The organism is Serratia sp. (in: enterobacteria) (genome assembly GCF_052400455.1).
Lineage (GTDB): Bacteria > Pseudomonadota > Gammaproteobacteria > Enterobacterales > Enterobacteriaceae > Serratia > Serratia ureilytica.
The window spans coordinates 1,016,693-1,032,045 of sequence record NZ_CP185812.1 but is presented as its reverse complement, the minus strand read 5'-3'; the positions used below and the strand labels follow the sequence as shown (position 1 = coordinate 1,032,045).

The 15,353-nt window shown below is 57.4% G+C and carries 15 protein-coding genes; 11 read left to right on the top strand and 4 right to left on the bottom strand.

Annotation, left to right across the window (positions count from 1 at the left end; genetic code table 11):
- Positions 1-31 precede the first annotated feature (31 nt).
- Positions 32-1,336: a trigger factor gene (gene tig, locus ACORQT_RS04905; RefSeq protein ID WP_031300019.1), complete on the bottom strand. Its 1,305-nt coding sequence runs from the start codon at positions 1,334-1,336 to the stop codon at positions 32-34.
- 367 nt (positions 1,337-1,703) lie between these two features.
- A complete protein-coding gene (gene bolA / locus ACORQT_RS04900) occupies positions 1,704-2,018 on the bottom strand; it encodes a transcriptional regulator BolA (protein ID WP_004940361.1) in 315 nt (104 codons plus the stop codon).
- 314 nt (positions 2,019-2,332) lie between these two features.
- Between bolA and ACORQT_RS04895 the strand changes: the two genes are divergently transcribed.
- The 8 genes from ACORQT_RS04895 to ACORQT_RS04860 all read left to right on the top strand — a co-directional run bounded on the left by ACORQT_RS04895 (position 2,333) and on the right by ACORQT_RS04860 (position 11,239).
- On the top strand, positions 2,333-2,911 hold the full coding sequence (locus tag ACORQT_RS04895; RefSeq protein WP_042783787.1) for a lipoprotein: 579 nt from the start codon (positions 2,333-2,335) through the stop codon (positions 2,909-2,911).
- A gap of 51 nt (positions 2,912-2,962) precedes the next feature.
- A complete protein-coding gene (gene ampG / locus ACORQT_RS04890) occupies positions 2,963-4,441 on the top strand; it encodes a muropeptide MFS transporter AmpG (protein ID WP_164057379.1) in 1,479 nt (492 codons plus the stop codon).
- A 439-nt stretch (positions 4,442-4,880) separates the two neighbouring features.
- Positions 4,881-5,831: a cytochrome o ubiquinol oxidase subunit II gene (cyoA, locus tag ACORQT_RS04885; RefSeq protein ID WP_033642069.1), complete on the top strand. Its 951-nt coding sequence runs from the start codon at positions 4,881-4,883 to the stop codon at positions 5,829-5,831.
- Positions 5,832-5,834: 3 nt separating this feature from the next.
- Positions 5,835-7,826 (top strand): cytochrome o ubiquinol oxidase subunit I, encoded by a 1,992-nt coding sequence (gene cyoB / locus ACORQT_RS04880; protein WP_033642067.1) that lies wholly within the window; start codon positions 5,835-5,837, stop codon positions 7,824-7,826.
- Positions 7,816-8,430, top strand: a complete 615-nt coding sequence (locus ACORQT_RS04875) for a cytochrome o ubiquinol oxidase subunit III (protein WP_004940367.1) — start codon at positions 7,816-7,818, stop codon at positions 8,428-8,430. The genes cyoB and ACORQT_RS04875 overlap by 11 nt, the downstream gene beginning before the upstream one ends.
- A complete protein-coding gene (locus ACORQT_RS04870; protein ID WP_004940369.1) occupies positions 8,430-8,768 on the top strand; it encodes a cytochrome o ubiquinol oxidase subunit IV in 339 nt (112 codons plus the stop codon). The genes ACORQT_RS04875 and ACORQT_RS04870 overlap by 1 nt, the downstream gene beginning before the upstream one ends.
- 17 nt (positions 8,769-8,785) lie before the next feature.
- Positions 8,786-9,676, top strand: a complete 891-nt coding sequence (cyoE, locus tag ACORQT_RS04865) for a heme o synthase (RefSeq protein ID WP_025301761.1) — start codon at positions 8,786-8,788, stop codon at positions 9,674-9,676.
- A gap of 198 nt (positions 9,677-9,874) precedes the next feature.
- On the top strand, positions 9,875-11,239 hold the full coding sequence (locus ACORQT_RS04860) for an MFS transporter (protein ID WP_025301760.1): 1,365 nt from the start codon (positions 9,875-9,877) through the stop codon (positions 11,237-11,239).
- A 34-nt stretch (positions 11,240-11,273) separates the two neighbouring features.
- On the opposite strand, the gene ACORQT_RS04855 is transcribed toward ACORQT_RS04860, so the two are convergent.
- The gene (locus ACORQT_RS04855; RefSeq protein WP_444859333.1) at positions 11,274-11,765 is read right to left on the bottom strand and encodes a YajQ family cyclic di-GMP-binding protein; all 492 of its coding nucleotides are present in this window, start codon (positions 11,763-11,765) and stop codon (positions 11,274-11,276) included.
- Between the two features lie 182 nt (positions 11,766-11,947).
- Between ACORQT_RS04855 and panE the strand changes: the two genes are divergently transcribed.
- Both panE and yajL read left to right on the top strand, forming a co-directional pair.
- On the top strand, positions 11,948-12,859 hold the full coding sequence (gene panE, locus ACORQT_RS04850; RefSeq protein WP_033642065.1) for a 2-dehydropantoate 2-reductase: 912 nt from the start codon (positions 11,948-11,950) through the stop codon (positions 12,857-12,859).
- The gene (yajL, locus tag ACORQT_RS04845) at positions 12,822-13,412 is read left to right on the top strand and encodes a protein deglycase YajL (RefSeq protein ID WP_164057381.1); all 591 of its coding nucleotides are present in this window, start codon (positions 12,822-12,824) and stop codon (positions 13,410-13,412) included. Before panE ends, yajL begins: the two co-directional genes overlap by 38 nt.
- Before the next feature lie 66 nt (positions 13,413-13,478).
- On the opposite strand, the gene thiI is transcribed toward yajL, so the two are convergent.
- Complete coding sequence (thiI, locus tag ACORQT_RS04840) at positions 13,479-14,927, bottom strand: tRNA uracil 4-sulfurtransferase ThiI (RefSeq protein ID WP_089191252.1); 1,449 nt, start codon at positions 14,925-14,927, stop codon at positions 13,479-13,481.
- A gap of 160 nt (positions 14,928-15,087) precedes the next feature.
- On the opposite strand from thiI, the gene xseB reads away from it, so the two are divergent.
- Positions 15,088-15,351 carry an exodeoxyribonuclease VII small subunit gene (xseB, locus tag ACORQT_RS04835; protein ID WP_033642062.1) on the top strand — a complete coding sequence of 88 codons (264 nt, stop codon included), beginning with the start codon at positions 15,088-15,090 and terminating at the stop codon, positions 15,349-15,351.
- Positions 15,352-15,353 lie beyond the last annotated feature (2 nt).

Here is a 15,353-nt window from a genome sequence, read left to right as displayed (position 1 = left end):
GGCGCCGTTCATCGCGCCCGGCACGCAGGCATTACGCCTGTTGAGTTTGGTTCATCAGCTCGCTGAAGGTAGTGGCTTTTTCAGTCACTTTCGCTTTTGCCAGCAGGGCTTCAACCGCTTGCTCTTCCAGAGCCACGTTGCGCATGTTGTTCATCAGCTCTTTGTTTTTGCTGTAGAACTCAATGACTTCGCTCGGATCTTCGTAGGCGGAGGCCATTTCTTCGATCAGCGTCTTCACGCGGTCTTCGTCAGCTTTCAGGTCGTTGGTGCTGATCACTTCGCCCAGCAGCAGGCCAACCACTACGCGGCGTTTGGCTTGCTCTTCGAACAGCTCGCGTGGCAGTTCCAGCGCTTGCTTCTCGTTGCCGCCGAAACGCTGTGCAGCCTGACGACGCAGCACGTCGATTTCACCGTCGATCAGCGCAGCAGGCACGTCGATTTCGTTCGCGCTCACCAGGCCTTCGATCGCCTGAGACTTGATGCGGTTACGCACGGCGCCTTTCAGCTCGCGCTCCATGTTCTTGCGAACTTCGGTGCGCAGACCGGCAACGGAACCGTCCGCCACGCCGAAACGCTTGATGAACTCTTCGGTCAGTTCCGGCAGCTCGCGCTCTTCAACTTTCTTCAGCACGATAGCGAATTTGGCCGCTTTGCCCTTCAGGTTTTCCGCGTGGTAGTCTTCCGGGAAGTTCACGTCGATGGAGAACTCTTCGCCCGCTTTGTGACCGACCAGACCTTCTTCGAAGCCTGGGATCATGCGGCCCTGGCCCATTGCCAGCACGAAGTCGGACGCTTTGCCGCCTTCGAACTCTTCACCGTCGATAGAACCGGTGAAGTCAACGGTCACGCGATCTTCAGCTTCCGCCGCGCGATCGGTTTCTTTCCAGGTCGCCTGCTGCTTGCGCAGAGTGTCCAGCATCGCGTCGACGTCTTCGTCGTTCACTTCCACTACTGGTTTTTCAACTTCGATGTTTTCCAGGCCTTTCAGCTCAACTTCTGGATACACTTCGAATTCAACGGCGAAAGTGAAGTCTTCACCTTCTTTGTACTCGCCCGGCACGTAGTTTGGTGCGCCGGCCGGATTAATCTTTTCTTTGATGATAGCGTCAACGAAGCTGCGCTGCATCGCTTCGCCCAGCACGTCCTGACGAACAGAGGCGCCGTAACGCTGTTCCACGATGTTCATCGGCACTTTGCCTTTGCGGAAGCCGTCGATACGCACGCTTTTCGCTGCGTTGATCAGCTCTTTCTTCACCGCCTGCTTGATAGTATCAGCCGGTACAGTAATAGAGAGACGGCGCCCAAGGCCTTGAGTGGTTTCTACTGAAACTTGCATCTTGTTACCTCAAAAAAATCACAGTGCTCGGTCAACTCCGTTCCAAGAACCAGGACGGCTACAAATAAGAACCGAGTTCCCTGATGACAGAAGCGTCCCGAAACCATTCCGGAAAAATAAGACGCGACATTATAGCGGCGCATGCATGGCGAGTCGAGGAAAGCTAGGCGGCGCAGGCGCGCTAAAAATCACACTTTTGTCGATTCGATCGCCAAAAGGCCGCCAAAACAGACCGAACGTTGGCCATATTGCGCATCGGCCGTGTCGTCGTCAAAAACAGAAACGGCCCGCAGGCCGTTTCAAAATTCGTCAGTAGTAATACCCTAATTCGAGGGCAAAGTTCCACTGATACCTGAAAATTTCCCCCTCAGGCCAGCGTCCCGGCGCCGCGGCACGGCGGCGAGGCCGGCACGGTATCCTGCAACCCTTCCCACTCTTTGAGCGTATAGGTGTGCAGCGCCAGCGCGTGTACGCCATCGGCCAACTCTTCCGACAATACCCCGTAGATGGAGCGGTGACGCGTCAAAAACCGTTCGCCGACGAAGCGATCGCTGACCAATACCACTTTGAAATGACTTTCTGAACCCGCCGGAACGTTATGACGATAGCTTTCATCAACGACTTCCAGATACGCGGGCTCAAACGCCGCCCTTAACTTTGCTTCTATTTGCTCGCGAATCATAGGATCTCCTTACAACACCGGCAGAGGACCGTGCCCATCTAGTTCAATATTAGCCGGTTTTCCCCCGTTTAGACCATCGCCTGGACAAATTTCTCTTTTCTGCGGTCAGAGGATGAGCGTCATCCCCGCCGCTTGGGGGATTATCCGATTGAGCGGGCCAAAAAAGCGTGTTTTTATCAACGGCAGGTAAAAATTTGTCACTCAGGCGCCTTCCGCGCTTCCACCGCACGGCGGCGATGCTATGATGTCGGCAATTCGTTGTCGGCTATCCCGCTCTGATTATTGCTAAATCCATCGAGAATGAGACAGAAAACATGTTAAAGAAACTTTGTCTTCCTTTGCTGGCCGCCCTGCTGCTGGCCGGCTGCGCGACCAGCAGCAACACCCTGAACGTCACGCCGAAAATCGTTCTGCCGCAGCAGGATCCGACCCTGCAGGGCATCACCATCAGCATCAACGGCGCGGATCAGCGCACCGATCAGGCGCTGGCCAAGGTAAACCGCGACGGCCAACTGGTCACGCTGACGCCGTCGCGCGATCTGCGTTTCCTGCTGCAGGAAGTGCTGGAGAAACAAATGGGCGCCCGCGGTTACATGATTGGCGCCGACGGCCCGGTCGCGCTGCAGGTGGTCGTCAATAATCTGTACGCGGACGTATCCGAAGGCAACCTGCGCTACAACATCACCACCAAAGCCGACATCTCGATCATCGCCCAGGCGAAGAACGGCAACAAGCAGGTGAAAAACTACCGCTCGACCTATAACGTGCAGGGCGCCTTCACGGCGACCAACGACAAGATCACCGACGCCGTCAACTCCGTGCTGGGCGACGTGATCGCCGACATGGCGCAGGACACCAGCGTCAACGACTTTATCAAGCAAAACGCGCGCTAATCGGCGCGCCTGGCACCGCCCGGCGGATCGGGCGGCGCAGACAGGGAACTCATGTCGAAACACTATCTGAACATCTTCACCCAGCGTAACTCCGCCATTCTGCTGCTGCTGGGCTTCGCGTCGGGTCTGCCGCTGGCACTGACCTCCGGCACGCTGCAAGCCTGGATGACCGTCGAAAACATCGATCTGAAAACCATCGGCATCTTCTCGCTGGTGGGCCAGGCCTACGTCTTCAAATTCCTCTGGTCGCCCTTCATGGATCGCTATACCCCGCCGTTCCTCGGGCGGCGGCGCGGTTGGCTGCTGATCAGCCAGCTGCTGCTGGTGGCGGCGATCGTGGCGATGGGCTTTATGCAACCCGCGCAGCACCTGTGGTGGCTGGCGGCGTTGGCGGTGCTGGTGGCGTTCTGCTCCGCCTCGCAAGATATCGTGTTCGACGCCTATAAAACCGACCTGCTGAAAGCCGAAGAACGCGGCGCGGGCGCGGCGATATCGGTGCTGGGTTATCGGCTGGCGATGCTGGTTTCCGGCGGCCTGGCGCTGTGGCTGGCGGATCGCTATTTCGGCTGGCAAGCCACCTACTGGCTGATGGCCGGATTGATGCTGATCGGCGTGACTGCCACGCTGATGGCGCCGGAACCGGATGAAAGCATCCCGGCGCCGCGCACCATGGAACAGGCGGTCGTCGCGCCGCTGCGCGATTTCTTCGGCCGCAACAACGCCTGGCTGATCCTGCTGCTGATCGTGATGTACAAAATGGGCGACGCCTTCGCCGGCAGCCTGAGCACCACCTTCCTGATCCGCGGCGTGGGATTCGACGCCGGCGAAGTGGGGCTGGTGAACAAAACCCTCGGGCTGTTCGCCACCATCGTCGGCGCTCTGTTCGGCGGCGTGCTGATGCAGCGTCTCACCCTGTTCCGCGCCCTGATGCTGTTCGGCGTCCTGCAGGCGGTCTCCAATCTCGGCTATTGGATCCTGGCGGTGACCGACAAGAACCTGCTCACCATGGGCAGCGCCATCTTCCTTGAAAACCTGTGCGGCGGCATGGGCACCGCGGCCTTCGTCGCGCTGCTGATGACGCTATGCAACCGTTCGTTCTCCGCCACCCAGTTCGCGCTGCTGTCGGCGCTGTCCGCCGTGGGCCGCGTTTATGTCGGGCCGATCGCCGGCTGGTTCGTCGAAGCCCATGGCTGGCCGCTGTTCTATCTGTTTTCGATCGCCGCCGCGCTGCCGGGCTTGCTGTTGCTCGGCGTCTGCCGCCAGACGCTGGAACACACCCAGCAGCATGGCGACTTTATGCCGCGCACCGCGTTTACCCAGGCTTACCGCTGGGCGCTGCGCCTGCTGACGCTGGGCTGCTCGCTGCTGGGGCTGTGGTTGCTGCTGCTGATCGCCAATGCGCTCGACTGGACGCAGGCGCCGCTGTTGGCCGACCGGCTGCTGCAGATCGGCGCCGCATTGAGCCTGCTCGGCGTCGCGATGGGCAGCATGCTGGATTATCTGGCGCTGCGCCGCGCTCGTTTGGCGTAACCCGACCGGCCGGCGATTTTGCCGGCCGAAAAAAAGCGATCCGGGGGTGTATTTATTTCGTTAAAAAAAGATAATCAGCGAGAAAATTATTTTTTTATCCGACTGCGGCGCTCGGAAATAAAATTAAATTCACCTTTAAGACACAATTATTTTACATTAAATAAACCTTTTCTGCGTATTTCCCCGCCGCGCATTTCTTCGCCAGATTCATCATACCTTTAGTTTTCCTTAACATACGGACTGCTCGTCACGATTCAGCGTGCCAACGCGTTGTTGTCATTGGTAAATTGTCACGCAGGGTTACATCTGTGACCCCCTTAACAGAAAGTGTCAACAAGCCGCTGACACTCCCTTAAGCATGTTTACAGTACTGCAACCTTCCCGTAAAATGCCCGCACACATGAAACGACAATTGAGCCTTTGTTATTGAGGTCGTTAGATGAGACTTAAGAAATACAATAAAAGTATTGGGATGCTGTCATTAATTGCAGGCACTGTATTGCTCAGTGGCTGCGATATGGTTTTGATGAATCCCAAAGGAGCAATTGGTGTTGAGCAACGGACACTGATTATCACTGCAATCGCGTTGATGTTGATCGTGGTGGTGCCAGTTATCTTCATGGCGTTCGCCTTTGCCTGGAAGTATCGCGCTTCCAACAAAGACGCCAAGTACAGTCCGAACTGGGCCCACTCCAACAAGATCGAAGCGGTCGTCTGGACCATTCCTATCATTATCATCGCCATCCTTGGCACCATTACCTGGAAGACTACCCACGAACTCGACCCGTTCAAGCCGATTGTCACCGACAAGAAGCCGATGACGATCGAAGTGGTGTCGCTCGACTGGAAATGGCTGTTCATCTATCCGGAACAAGGCATTGCGACCGTTAATGAGCTGGCTTTCCCGAAAGATGTTCCAGTCGAATTCAAGATCACCTCTAACTCGGTAATGAACTCGTTCTTTATCCCGCAGTTGGGTGGACAGATTTATGCGATGGCCGGCATGCAGACCAAACTGCACCTGATCGGCAACGAAGCCGGTGCCTACAAGGGCATCTCCAGCAGCTACAGCGGCGCAGGCTTCTCCGGTATGAAATTCACCGCGATCGTTACCCCGACCGAAGGCGACTTCGATCAGTGGGTGGCCAAGGTGAAGGCATCGCCTAAAAACCTGAACACCACCGACGACTTTAACAAACTGGCAGAGCCGAGTGAAAACAACCCGGTCGAGTACTTTGCCGCTGTCAAACCGAATTTGTTCAAAGAAACAATTGCCAAATTCATGGGCGACATGGATATGCACAAGGGCGCTGGCGCGCACGAAGGCATGGACATGAGCCAAGGTATGGACATGGGTGAACATGCTGCTCACGCCGGAGCCGAGGAATAACTGATGTTGGGAAAATTAACACTTGATGCGGTTCCGTACCACGAACCGATCATCATGGTCACCGTAGCCGCAATTATCGTCGGGGGCCTGGCAGTGCTGGCGCTGCTGACCTATTTCGGCAAATGGAAGTGGCTGTGGAGCGAATGGCTGACTTCGGTCGACCATAAAAAAATTGGTATCATGTATATCGTCGTGGCGATGGTCATGCTGCTGCGCGGCTTCGCCGACGCCATCATGATGCGTAGCCAGCAGGCGTTGGCGTCCGCCGGCGAAGCCGGATTCCTGCCGCCGCACCACTACGACCAGATCTTCACCGCGCACGGCGTCATCATGATCTTCTTCATGGCGATGCCTTTCGTGGTCGGCCTGATGAACGTCGTGGTGCCGCTGCAAATCGGCGCGCGCGACGTCGCCTTCCCGTTCCTGAACTCCCTGAGCTTCTGGTTCTTCGTGGTGGGCGTTGTGCTGATCAACATCTCCCTGGGGGTCGGTGAATTCGCTCAGACCGGTTGGCTGGCGTATCCGCCGCTGTCGGGTAAAGAGTACAGTCCTGGCGTCGGGGTCGATTACTGGATTTGGAGTCTGCAGATTTCCGGTCTGGGTACCCTGCTGACCGGCGTGAACTTCTTCGCCACCATTCTGAAGATGCGTGCCCCTGGCATGCCTATGATGAAGATGCCGGTGTTCACCTGGGCGGCGCTGTGTACCAACGTCCTGATCATCGTTTCTTTCCCAATTCTGACCGTCACCATCGCGCTGCTGACCCTGGATCGCTATCTGGGCACCCATTTCTTCACCAATGATATGGGCGGCAACATGATGATGTACATCAACCTGATTTGGGCCTGGGGTCACCCAGAGGTGTACATTCTGGTTCTGCCGGTGTTCGGCGTGTTCTCCGAAGTCACCGCGACCTTCTCCAGAAAACGCCTGTTCGGCTATACCTCACTGGTATGGGCAACCATCGCGATCACCGTTCTGTCGTTCATCGTATGGCTGCACCACTTCTTCACCATGGGGTCCGGCGCGAACGTTAACGCCTTCTTCGGTATCGCCACCATGATCATTTCCATCCCGACCGGGGTGAAAATCTTCAACTGGCTGTTCACCATGTATCAGGGCCGCATCAAGCTCAACTCCGCAATGCTGTGGACCGTTGGCTTCATCATCACCTTCTCCGTGGGTGGTATGACCGGCGTTCTGCTGGCGGTGCCGGGCGCGAACTTCGTGCTGCACAACAGCCTGTTCCTGATCGCGCACTTCCACAACGTCATCATCGGCGGCGTGGTGTTCGGTTGCTTCGCGGGTCTGACCTACTGGTTCCCGAAATCCTTCGGCTTCACGCTGAACGAAAAATGGGGCATCCGCGCGTTCTGGTTCTGGATCATCGGCTTCTTCACCGCCTTCATGCCGCTGTACGCATTGGGCTTTATGGGCATGACCCGTCGTATCAGCCAGAACATCAACCCTGAGTTCCACCCTCTGCTGCTGGTTGCAGCCGGCGGTGCGGCGCTGATCGCCTGCGGCATCCTGTGCCAGCTGACCCAGATCTTCGTCAGTATCCGTGACCGCGAACAGAACCGCGATCTGACCGGTGACCCATGGGGCGCTCGTACTCTGGAGTGGTCAACGTCTTCTCCACCGCCGTTCTATAACTTTGCCGTAGTGCCGCAGATTCATGACCGTGATGAATTCTGGGACATGAAAGAAAAAGGCGAAGCCTATAAGAAACCGGCTAAGTACGAACCGATTCATATGCCTAAGAACACCGGCGCTGGCGTTATCATCGCCTTCTTCAGCCTGGTATTCGGTTTCGCAATGATTTGGGAAATCTGGTGGATGGCTCTGGCCGGTTTCATCGGTATGATCGTCGTCTGGATCGGCAAGAGCTTCGATCACGATGTTGACTACTATGTGCAGGTTGATGAAATCGAGCGCATTGAGAACCAACACTACGAACAAATCCGTAAAGCAGGCGTGAACCATGTCAACTGAAACTCTGACCAATCATAACGCAGCCCATGCAGAGCATGGGCACCACGATGCGGGTGAGACCAAGGTCTTCGGATTCTGGATCTACCTGATGAGCGACTGTATTTTGTTTGCGAGCTTGTTCGCGACTTATGCAGTCCTGGTGAACGGGACCGCCGGCGGTCCCTCTGGCAAAGACATCTTCGACCTGAAGTTTGTCTTGGTCGAAACTTTCCTGCTGTTATTCAGCTCCATCACCTACGGCATGGCGATGATCGCCATGAACAAGGGTAAAGTTGGCGGTGTAAACACCTGGCTGTTCCTGACCTTCCTGTTCGGTCTGGGCTTCGTGGCGATGGAAATCTATGAATTCCATCACCTGATCGCCGAAGGCTTCGGTCCGGATCGCAGCGCGTTCCTGTCCAGCTTCTTCGCGCTGGTCGGCACCCACGGTCTGCACGTGACTTCCGGCCTGATTTGGATCATCGTGCTGATGATTCAGGTGAGCAAGTTCGGCCTGACCGCGACCAACAAAACCCGCCTGATGTGCCTGAGCCTGTTCTGGCACTTCCTGGACGTGGTCTGGATCTGCGTATTTACCGTTGTCTACCTGCTGGGGGTTATGTAATGAGCCATTCATCCCATGAAACCTCTCACGGCGGCGCAAGCCACGGCAGCGTGAAGTCATACCTGATCGGCTTTATCCTGTCGATCATCCTGACGGTAATTCCATTTGCGATGGTAATGAACGGCACTGCCTCTCATTCCACCATCCTGGCGGTTGTTGTCGGTATGGCGGTTATCCAGGTGATTGTTCACCTGGTTTACTTCCTGCACATGAACACCTCATCGGAAGAGCGCTGGAACCTGGTGGCATTGCTGTTCACCGCTATGATCATCGGTATCGTTGTTGTAGGTTCACTCTGGATTATGTACAACCTCAACATCAATATGATGGTCGATTAAGAGCTGAGCTGCACGTGATGATTAAGCAATACCTGCAAGTCACTAAACCAGGAATTATTTTCGGCAATTTAATTTCTGTCGTTGGGGGATTCCTGCTCGCTTCCAAAGGGAGCATCGACTATCCCCTGTTTCTCGCCACCCTGGTGGGTGTCTCGTTGGTGGTCGCGTCGGGCTGTGTGTTTAACAACTACATCGACCGCGACATCGACAAGAAGATGGAGAGAACGAAGAATCGGGTGCTGGTAAAAGGCCTGATCGCGCCGAGTGTCACCCTGGTTTATGCGACCGCGTTGGGTATTGTGGGCTTCGCGTTGCTGTATATCGCGGCCAACCCGCTGGCCATGTGGCTGGCGGTGATGGGCTTCGTGGTTTATGTCGGCGTTTACAGCCTGTACATGAAGCGCCACTCGGTCTACGGCACGCTGATCGGCAGCTTGTCGGGCGCCGCGCCGCCGGTTATCGGTTACTGCGCGGTCACCAACGAGTTCGACGCCGGCGCGTTGATCCTGCTGGCTATCTTTAGCCTGTGGCAGATGCCGCATTCTTATGCGATCGCTATCTTCCGCTTTAAAGATTACCAGGCGGCCAACATTCCGGTGCTGCCGGTGGTGAAAGGCATTTCCGTCGCCAAGAACCACATCACGGTCTACATCCTGGCGTTTATGATCGCCACGCTGATGCTGACCCTGGTGGGCTACGCCGGCTACAAATACCTGATCGTCGCTGCGGCGGTGAGCGTATGGTGGCTGGGCATGGCGCTGCGCGGTTACAAAACCGAAAACGACAGCGTCTGGGCGCGTAAACTGTTCGTGTTCTCCATCGTCGCCATCACCTCGCTGAGCGTGATGATGTCGATCGACTTCAGCGCCACGGCGGCGCCTGAAGCGCTGGTGACCTACGTTTGGTAAGCCAAATCATCTGTCAATGGGCCGCGTATGCGGCCCATTTTATTTGTCACGCCGAAAAGCGGCCAAACTGTAATATCTGTTAAACAACATTCGATTTACCCCCCCTGCCCTGCACACTAAAATGACGCAGCTTTACAGAAATCATGCCATCAGGCGCTGTCTCAACGTCTGATGGCATGGTTTTTACCGAGGTTTGATGTGAACGATAATTCAATGACCCCGCAGGAGCGCCGCGCCACCTGGGGATTGGGCACCGTATTCTCCCTGCGCATGCTCGGCATGTTTATGGTATTGCCGGTGTTGACCACCTACGGCATGGCGCTCAACGGCGCCAGCGAAGCGCTGATCGGCATCGCCATCGGCATTTACGGCCTGGCGCAGGCGGTGTTTCAGATCCCGTTCGGCCTGGTGTCCGATCGCATCGGCCGCAAGCCGCTGATCGTCGGCGGCCTGCTGATCTTTGCCCTCGGCAGCGTGATCGCCGCCGTCACTGACTCTATCTGGGGCGTGATCCTCGGCCGCGCGTTGCAAGGCTCCGGCGCCATCGCCGCCGCGGTAATGGCGCTGCTCTCCGATCTGACCCGCGAGCAGAACCGCACCAAAGCGATGGCTTTTATCGGCGTCAGCTTCGGCATCACCTTCGCCATCGCCATGGTTCTGGGCCCTATCATCACTCACGCCTTGGGCTTGCACGCGCTGTTCTGGATGATCGCCGTGCTGGCGCTGGCCGGCATCGTCATCACCCTGGCAGTGGTGCCTTCCGCCGACACCCATCTGCTGAACCGCGAGTCCAGCATCGTGCGCGGCAGCTTCCGCAAAGTGCTGAGCAACTCGCGCCTGTTGAAACTCAACTTCGGCATCATGTGTCTGCACATTCTGCTGATGTCGAGCTTCGTGGCGCTGCCGCTGGCGATGGAAAAAGCCGGGCTGGCGGCCAGCGAACACTGGATCGTCTACCTGGTGACCATGCTGGTGTCGTTCGCTGCCGTGGTGCCGTTCATTATCTATGCCGAGAAATATCGCCGCATGAAGCAGGTGTTTATGGGCTGCGTGGCGGTGCTGTTCTGCGCCGAAGTGCTGCTGTGGCTCTCCGGTGCTCATCTATGGGGCATCATCGCCGGCGTGCAGCTGTTCTTTATGGCCTTCAACGTGATGGAAGCCATCCTGCCTTCGCTGATCAGCAAAGAATCGCCGGCCGGCTACAAGGGCACCGCGATGGGGGTGTACTCCACCAGCCAGTTTATCGGCGTGGCGATCGGCGGCAGCCTCGGCGGCTGGCTGTACGGTTTGCAAGGGGCTGGCTTGGTGTTTATCGCCGGCGCGGTATTGGCCGCCGTCTGGTTCCTGGTCAGCAGCACCATGAAAGAGCCGCCGTATGTCAGCAGCCTGCGCATTACGCTGTCGGAACTGGCGGTGAAGGATTCAGCGCTGGAAAGCCGCCTGAAGGCGCAGCCCGGCGTGGCCGAGGCGATCGTCGTGCCGGAAGAGCGCAGCGCCTACGTCAAGGTGGATACCAAGCAGACCAATCGCGGTCAGTTGGAAGCGCTGGTCAATTCGCTGTAAAAAATCAGGGCCGGCAATGCCGGCCCCGTCGAGATTAATCGCGGAAGTTCTTGAACTGGAACGGCTGGCCCAGATCGCCGCCGCGCACCAGCGCCATCACGCTCTGCAAGTCGTCGCGTGACGTGCCGGTCACCCGCACTTCTTCGCCCTGGATCTGCGCCTGCACCTTCAGCTTGCTGTCTTTGATCAGCTTGACGATTTTCTTCGCCACGCTGGTTTCAATCCCCTGCTTCAGCTTGGCTTCCACGCTGTAGGTTTTACCGCTGTGGGTAAACTCGTCCGGGATCTCCAGCGCGGCGCCGTCGATGCTGCGCTTGCTCAGCTTTTCGCGCAGAATGTCGAGCAGCTGCTGCACCTGGAAATCAGACTCGGTGGCAACCTTGATGCTTTGATTCTTCTCGTTTAGCTCAAAGCTGGCCGGCACGTTGCGAAAATCCCAGCGGGTGCCGAGATCGCGGGTGGCGTTCTCAACGGCGTTACGCACTTCCTGCATATCAATTTCGGAAACGATGTCGAAAGATGGCATACTTCTTCCTCCTGAATGAGTGCCTAATAGCTTAGGCGATTTTGATGCCGAGCATGATAACCGCTTTGCCGCCTCAGACAAAATCTGCTGAACGCACGCAGGGATAGCGCTTCAGGCTGCCATAAAGCCTATAGTTAGATCACGGTAATTGAGCGGTATTCCCGTGTTTCCAAGGAGACTGAATGAAAATAACCATTCTTGGTTGCGGCGCGCTCGGACAACTGTGGCTCTCCCGGCTGTATCAGCAGGGCCACGATGTACAGGGATGGCTAAGAGTGCCGCAGCCTTTTTGCGCCGTGAACGTGATAGAGCCGGAAGGCGTCTCGTTTAATCGCAATTTGCCCACCAACGATCCGGAGCACCTCGCGCAAAGCGAGCTGCTGCTGGTGACGCTGAAAGCCTGGCAGGTATCCAGCGCGGTCAGCGCGCTGTTGCCGAAGCTGAGCCCCCGCTGCGCCATCTTGCTGCTGCACAACGGCATGGGCACTCAGGAGGAGCTGCCGCCGAATGGCCAGCCCATCTTGCAGGGCACCACCACCCACGCCGCGCGCCACGAAGGCAGCACCATTATCCACGTCGCCACCGGCATCACCCACATCGGCCCCACCTCACCGGCCGCCCAGCACCTCAGCCACCTGGCGGAAGTGCTGCATCAGGCGCTGCCCGACGTCGCCTGGCACAACAACATCGCCTCGGCCAACTGGCGCAAGCTGGCGGTCAACTGCGTGATCAACCCGCTGACGGCGCTGTACGGCTGCCGCAACGGCGATCTGCAGCGCTACCCGGAGCAGATCGAAGCGCTGTGTCGTGAAGTCGCCAGCGTGATGGCCATGGAGGGTTACCACACCTCCTGCGAAGGCCTGATGCAATACGTGATGGACGTGATCCACAGCACCGCCGACAACGTTTCGTCGATGCTGCAGGATATCCGCAGCCAGCGGCATACCGAGATCGACTACATCACCGGCTACCTGCTGCGCCGCGCGCGCAGCCACGGCCTCACGCTGCCGGAGAATGCGCGGCTGTTTGAATTGATTAAACGAAAGGAAAATGAATATGAGCGTATCGGCGCTGGTCTGCCTGGCACCTGGTAGCGAAGAAACCGAAGCCGTCACCACCATCGATCTGCTGGTGCGGGCGGGCGTTAAAGTCACTACCGCCAGCGTCGCCGGCGACGGCGAGCTGACTATCGTTTGTTCGCGCGGCGTCAAACTGCTGGCCGACGCGCCGCTGGTGGCGATCGTCGATGAGCCTTTCGACGCCATCGTGCTGCCCGGCGGCCTGCAGGGGGCGGAATGCTTCCGCGACAGTCCGCTGCTGGTGGAAAAAGTGCGGCAGATGCATCTGCAGGGCCACATCGTCGCCGCCATCTGCGCGGCCCCGGCGCTGGTGCTGCAGCACCACGATCTATTCCCGATCGGCAATATGACCGGTTTCCCGGGTTTGAAAGATCGGATATCGGCGGATAAATGGATGGAGCGCCGCGTGGTGTACGACGCGCGCGTCAACCTGCTCACCAGCCAGGGGCCGGGCACCGCGATGGAGTTTGCACTGAAGCTGATAGACCTGCTGCTCGGCAAGGCCAAAGCGGCGGAGATCGCCGCGCAGCTGGTGCTGATCCCTGGGATGTACGATTTCCGCGACTGAGCGGCTTGTCGATAAAAAAAGGGCTGAACACCGGTTCAGCCCCTCTCATTTACGCCGCTGCCCGCATTACGGGCGATAAACCTTCACGTTGCTGAAGCCCTGCTCCAGCAGGTACAGCGCCTGCAGGCGGCTCATTACGCCGCGCTCGCAGTACAGCAGATAGGTTTTGCTCTGATCCAGATCGCCGAACTGGGTGCTCAGCTTGTAGAACGGCAGCGCTTTCACTTCAACCTGTTCCAGCTGCAACGGCTTCTCTTCCTGCTCGTCGTTGGAACGGATATCCAGGATCACCTCGTCGGCGCCGAAGGCCGCGACGGTTTCCACTTCGGTCACCTGCTCCTGCGCCTGCTCGGCGATGGAGCGAATATCGACGTTCTTCGCCTCGCTCACCACCCGATCGAGAATGCTGAAATCGAAGTGGCTTTCTTCCTCTTCAATCTTGGCCTTGACGGCTTTTACCGTCGGGCTCTTCGAAATCACGCCGCAGTATTCCGGCATGGTTTTGGCGAAGTCCTCGGTGCCGATTTCACGCGCCAGTTTGATGATGTGCTCTTTATCGTGCGAGATCAGCGGACGCAGGATCAGCGTATCGGACGCATTGTCGATCAAGCGCAGGTTGGTCAGCGTCTGGCTGGACACCTGCCCCAGCGCTTCACCGGTTACCAGCGCCTGCACGCCGTAGCGTTCGGCCACTTGCGAAGCGGCGCGCACCATCATGCGCTTGAGCACCACGCCCATCTGGCCGTCGTCGACTTTCTCCAGGATCTCGCCCACCACCGGTTCGAAGTCGATGGCGACGAAGCGCACCTTGTGCGAACTGGCGAAACGGTTCCACAGATAGTGCGCCACCTGCTTCACGCCAATCTCATGCGCGGCGCCGCCCAGGTTAAAGAAGCAGAAGTGCACGCGGCAGCCGCGACGCATCAGCATATAGCTGGACACGCCCGAGTCGAAACCGCCGGAAATCAGCGACATCACGTCTTCCTGAGTGCCGACCGGGTAACCGCCGATGCCTTCGAGGCGGCGTTTAACCAGCATCAGCTTGTCGTCTTCGATCTCGAGGTTTACCGTGACCTGCGGGCGGGTCAGGTTAACGCGCGCGCTGTCGATATGCTGGTTCAGACCGCCGCCGACGTAGCGCTCCACGTCCTGCGAGTTGAACGCCTGCTTGCCGCGGCGCTTGACGCGCACGCAGAAGGTTTTGCCTTCCAGCTGGGCGCGGTAGGCTTCCAGCGTCTGCTCGAAGATGTTGTGGATATCGGTATAAGCGCGATCTTCCACTTCCAGAATATGGTGGATGCCGGGAATCCGCGTCAGCGCGTCGGCGATGACCGGCCGCTGGTTTTCATCTTTGGCGCGAACTTCGATATGATCCCAGTGACGGACGACCGCCAGCGTTTCATCATACTGCTTCAGGACGTTGCGAATATTGGTCGAGAGAATCTTGATAAAGCGCAAGCGCACAGATTGGCTCTTGATGGTGATTTCCGGGAACAATTTAATGATAAACTTCATGGCGGTCTTTGTTGTCAGATAAGAATTACGGCGCGGAGTATATCACCATATCGCCGTGCTCTGCGCACAAAACCACACATGAGCGCCATGATTTGCTAATCAAGATCCGCTAGGATAGGCTCTGGCGCCACGGTTCACATGATGACGTAAAAAGAAAATTATGCCGAAAAAACCAGCACAATCAGCCAGTACAGAGCAAACAGCCAGCTTTGAAAGCGCCCTCGGCGAGCTGGAAAGCATCGTGACGCGTCTGGAGTCGGGCGAACTGCCGCTGGAAGACGCGCTGAACGAATTCGAACGCGGCGTGCAGCTGGCGCGTCAAGGCCAGCAGAAACTGCAACAGGCGGAACAGCGTGTGCAGATCCTCCTTAACGACAGCGCCGACGACGCGGCGTTGGCGCCTTTCACACCGGATACCGAGTAACC

Coding starts and splice junctions, on each gene's coding strand:
- thiI (WP_089191252.1), bottom strand. CDS start 14,927: ATGAAGTTTATCATTAAATTGTTCCCGGAAATCACCATCAAGAGCCAA.
- cyoE (WP_025301761.1), top strand. CDS start 8,786: ATGATTAAGCAATACCTGCAAGTCACTAAACCAGGAATTATTTTCGGC.
- ACORQT_RS04875 (WP_004940367.1), top strand. CDS start 7,816: ATGTCAACTGAAACTCTGACCAATCATAACGCAGCCCATGCAGAGCAT.
- ampG (WP_164057379.1), top strand. CDS start 2,963: ATGTCGAAACACTATCTGAACATCTTCACCCAGCGTAACTCCGCCATT.
- cyoA (WP_033642069.1), top strand. CDS start 4,881: ATGAGACTTAAGAAATACAATAAAAGTATTGGGATGCTGTCATTAATT.
- ACORQT_RS04855 (WP_444859333.1), bottom strand. CDS start 11,765: ATGCCATCTTTCGACATCGTTTCCGAAATTGATATGCAGGAAGTGCGT.
- xseB (WP_033642062.1), top strand. CDS start 15,088: ATGCCGAAAAAACCAGCACAATCAGCCAGTACAGAGCAAACAGCCAGC.
- yajL (WP_164057381.1), top strand. CDS start 12,822: ATGAGCGTATCGGCGCTGGTCTGCCTGGCACCTGGTAGCGAAGAAACC.
- bolA (WP_004940361.1), bottom strand. CDS start 2,018: ATGATTCGCGAGCAAATAGAAGCAAAGTTAAGGGCGGCGTTTGAGCCC.
- panE (WP_033642065.1), top strand. CDS start 11,948: ATGAAAATAACCATTCTTGGTTGCGGCGCGCTCGGACAACTGTGGCTC.
- cyoB (WP_033642067.1), top strand. CDS start 5,835: ATGTTGGGAAAATTAACACTTGATGCGGTTCCGTACCACGAACCGATC.
- tig (WP_031300019.1), bottom strand. CDS start 1,336: ATGCAAGTTTCAGTAGAAACCACTCAAGGCCTTGGGCGCCGTCTCTCT.
- ACORQT_RS04870 (WP_004940369.1), top strand. CDS start 8,430: ATGAGCCATTCATCCCATGAAACCTCTCACGGCGGCGCAAGCCACGGC.
- ACORQT_RS04895 (WP_042783787.1), top strand. CDS start 2,333: ATGTTAAAGAAACTTTGTCTTCCTTTGCTGGCCGCCCTGCTGCTGGCC.